Here is a 4,674-nt window from a genome sequence, read left to right on the forward strand (position 1 = left end):
CAGAATTGAATTGTGCAACCTTGAATTCTGGAGCCCTCCATTCGCCACCTTCATAGCTAGCTCCTCCTCCTAAATACATCGCTAGCGTCTGATGCAAGGAATAAAGCTGATTGCCCGTAATCGCCTCTGTCGAACCTTCAGAAATATCGCCATCTAAAACTGACTTCAGTTTGCTCTTACTTCTTTTATCTCCCTTCCCATGAAGCGCTACAAACGCACTGTCTTCATCACTCCACAACAACGCATTCTGCTCAATATTGTCTGAAATCTCATTATGAAGCTTTGTAAATGAATTGCTTACACCAGCAAACGCTTCAGCAATATTGGGATAGCTATGCTCTTCTGGACTACCATCATCATTAAATGTCGTAACTTTGAATGTAGGCGCTACCCATTGACCATCTTCATAGCTAGCTCCACCACCAAAATACGTCGCTAGCGTCTGATTCAAGGAATAAAGCTGAGAACCATTCACGGCTTCTGTCGAGCCTTCAGAAAGTGTTCCAGCTTTCACGCCAGAGAGACTACGTGTATCACCATTCATGTTTGAAATTATGATTGCACTACCCTCTTTTTCATCACCTATCTTGATTACCTTCGTAGCATCATCCTGCTTAACAAGACTATCTCCTACAACTTTATTAATCTCATTCTTAAGCTCTTTGTGAATATTCGTGAATGAAGCCCCTACACCAGCAAACGCTTTGGCAACATCATCATAACTTTGCTCTTCAACGGCACTGCCATCTTCTTTGACGATCTTAACTTTGAAGCTTGGAGCACTCCATTGACCTTCCTTATATTCAGCGCCACCACCTAAATAAGTTGCAACAGTCTTATTCGTATCAAAAAGCTGAGAACCATTGACCGCATCACTTGAGCTTGCAGAAACCTCTCCATTGGAAAGAAATGTAATCTTACTCTTGCTTTCCTTCTCTCCATGCGTCGCTACAAACGCCTCTGCGTCCTTATTCCACAACAGCGCATCGCCTTGAACTTCCTGAGTAATATTTGTGATGTTTTCAGTAAGTTCATTAAACTTATTCGTTAGGTTGTTATTCACATTCTTGAAATTCGTATCAATACCTTCAATGGCTAAACCAACATCACCATAGGATTTTTCTACTACCTCGCCTTTTGCATCAACACTGGATAATTTATAGGTTGGACCCGTGAAAGTACCATCTTTAAAGCTTGTACCTCCACCTAAGTATTTCGCAATATCCTGAGAAATCTTAGAAATCTGACCGCCATTAACCGCATCATGCGAATTCTCACTAATCTGACCTTCGGCAACATTATGCAAACCTACAGGTGTAGAACCCTTACCTTTACCCAAAGTCACACTCGCATAATTAGTGCTGCTATTATCATCACCTTGTTTATCATAGTGAACAACAGCCGATTCATCCGACTGAAGACTGGTAGAAAGATCCTTTAAACTTTCATCAAGCTGACCTTTGTTAACTGCTTCATTATCCCTTGTCGCTGTCTTAACACCTGAAAGTATTCTATCTTGGCTTTCCTTATCCGCAATACTGATGCTCGCACCTTCTTTTTCACCACCAAGCTTGATTACATTTGTCGTGTCATCAAACTTAACAAGACTATCTCCTACAACTTTATTAATCTCATTCTTAAGCTCTTTGTGAATATTCGTGAATGAAGCCCCTACACCAGTAAACGCTTTGGCAACATTATCATAACTTTGCTCTTCAACAGCACTGCCATCTTCTTTGACGATCTTAACTTTGAAACTTGGAGCACTCCAATGACCTTCTTTATATTCAGCACCACCGCCAAAGGATTTAGCTATATTCGTAGCTGTTGTTTCAAGATTGTTAGATACACTGCTTACATTTTGATTAGTCGCAAAAAGCTGAGAACCATTGACCGCTTCACTTGAGCTTGCAGAAACCTCTCCATTGGAAAGAAACTTAATTTTACTGTTGCCTTTCTCATCACCCTCTCCATGTGTCGCCACAAATGCCTTTTCAGAATCACTCCACAACAATGCATTCTGCTTAATATTTTCAGTAACTTCCATGTTGTTTTGGATAAACTTTTTTTGAAGATTCTCAAAAGATGTTCCTACACCAGAAAATGCTTCCGATACAGTATCATACTTCTTCTCTTCAACTTTAGTACCATCCTCATTAACGGTCTTAACTTTGAAACTTGGAGCTGTCCAAGAGCCACCGGCATAACTAGCATCACCACCTAAAGACTGCGCAACACTGTTACCTAAAGCATATAGCTGGTTACCCGCTACGGCATCGCTTGAGTCTTTAGTTATATCCCCATTTGAAAGCGACGTTATCTTGCTGTTTGTCTTCTCACCGTCTTTTTCTCCATGCGTCGCTACAAACGCACCTTCAGCCCTGCTCCATGATAAAGAATCTTGTGCAACTCCTTCTGAAACTTCCTTAATACGATCGTTGATAGTGCTCATGCTGTCATTAATGTCATTAAACGCACCTGCAACATTATTACTGCTCTTTTTATCACCTTTCATACCATCATTGCTGAAAGTCTGAATTTGGAAATCCGGATTTTGCCATTCGCCTTTCTCATTATAACCAGCACCACCACCAAAATAGCCAGCAAACTGTTTTTGCAAATCATAAATCTGTCCACCTGTAATCGCATCACTCGAGCCTGATACTATAGAGCCAGCCGCAAGTGATGTGATCTTGCTGTTCGTCTTGCTTTCCTTTTCCCCGTGCGCCGCTACAAAGGCTTTTTCACTTTCATTCCACAACAGCGCATTGCCTTGAACTTCCTGAGTAATATTCGTGACTTTGTCATTAAAGTCTTTAACCACATTCGTGAAAGAATTACCAACACCTGAAAGAGCTTCTGAAACACTATCGTACTCAGCTTCTTCTGATGCGCCATCTTCTTTAAGGTGTGTAACTTTAAATCTAGGCAACAACCATTGATCTTTCTCATACTTAGCATCACCGTTTAAGTACGATGCAAGATCTTTTCCTAAGGAATAAAGTTGGGAGCCATTTACTGCATCTGTCGATTCTTTCGTAATATCTCCTGCCGCAAGGAACTTAATCTTGCTGTTTGTCTTTGCACCTTCTTTTTCTCCATGCAAGGCGACAAAAGCACCTTCAGCCTTGCTCCATGATAAAGAATCTTGTGCTACTCCTTCTGAGACTTCCTTAATACGATCGTTAATATTCTTGATATTCTCATCAAGTCCTTTAAAGGCAGTATCTACACCTTCATACGGTTTATCTGTTACCTTACCGTCTTTAGAAACTGTCGATAAGTCATACTTTGGTCCTTTATAGTTTTTGCCATCAAAGGATATATCGCCACCTAAAATCTTTGACAAATCATCTGTAATGGTATGAAGCTGTCCACCCGTAATCGCATCATGTGACTCCTTGGCAATCTGACCATCAGCAACATTGTGAAGTGCTACAGCAGCAGAATCTTTACCTTTACCTAAAGTCACGCTTGCATAATTTATAGTGTTATTATCACCGTCTTTTTTATCGTAATGAACAACAGCTGAATCTTCAGACTGAAGGCTGGTAGAAAGTTCCTTCAGACTTGCATCAAGCTGCCCCTTATTAACGGCATCATTATTATCTTTTGCATCCTCTACACCAGAAATAACTCGTTTCACACCTCTTTTGTTTGCAACATTGATTACAGTGCCATTTGTTTCCTTACCAATAGTGATAGGAGCCGTTTCGTTATCCTGCTTGACAAGGCTATCGCTGACAACGTTAGTTACATCATTATGAACATTCGTGACAGAACTACTAATATCAGAAAGTGCTTCCGCTACACTCTTATAACTTTCTTCACTTTCTTTACCTTCTGCATTAACTTTCTTGATTACAAAAGTTGGTGCTTTCCACTTTCCATCTTCATAGCCAGCACCTCCACCAAAATACGTCGCAACTGTTTGATTCATCGAATAAAGTTGGTTGCCAGTGATCGCTTCTGTTGAACCTTTAGAAATTTCTCCATCTAAAAGAAACTTCAATTTGCTATTGTTTCTGTCCTTACCTTCCCCATGAAGAGCTACAAAGGCATTGGCTTCATTACTCCAATTCAAAGAATCCTGTGCGACTCCTTCAGAAACTTCCTTAATCCTCTGATTCACATTCTTGATATTATCATCAAGTCCTTCAAATGCTGAACCAACATTGGTAAAAGGTTTGGCTGTTATATTACCAGCTTTATCAATCTCCGATAAACTATAAGTCGGCCCTGTAAACGCACCATTATTAAAAGCTGCATTTCCCCCTAAATAAGTAGCAACCTTATCATTCGCTTCAAAAAGCTGACCACCCGTAACAGCATCTGTTGATTTAGCGCTAATCTCACCATTTGCTAGAAACGTAATTCTACTGTTTTCTTGTGTCCTTACAGCTCTGCCTTTTTCTTCTTGCTTCTTCTCATGACGCGCTACAAAGGCATTGGCTTCATCATTCCATAACAAAGAATCCTGTGCTACCCCTTCTGAAACTTCTTTAATCCGTGCATTAACATTCTGAATATTCTCATCAAGACCAGTAAATGCACTACCAACATTATCAAAAGAGCCGTTTGTTATATTACCAGCTGTATCAACCTTGGATAACTTGTAAGTCGGTCCTGTAAACGCGCCATTATTAAACGCCGCATCACCACCAAGAAACTTGG

The 4,674-nt window shown here is 40.4% G+C and carries 1 pseudogene; it reads right to left on the minus strand.

Annotated features, from left to right (window positions below):
* Nucleotides 1-4,674 (minus strand): annotated as a pseudogene (locus tag ACFIJJ_RS08970) (hypothetical protein); the annotation flags it as partial.

This window comes from Bartonella sp. TT29SHDZB, from assembly GCF_042193395.1.
Lineage (GTDB): Bacteria > Pseudomonadota > Alphaproteobacteria > Rhizobiales > Rhizobiaceae > Bartonella.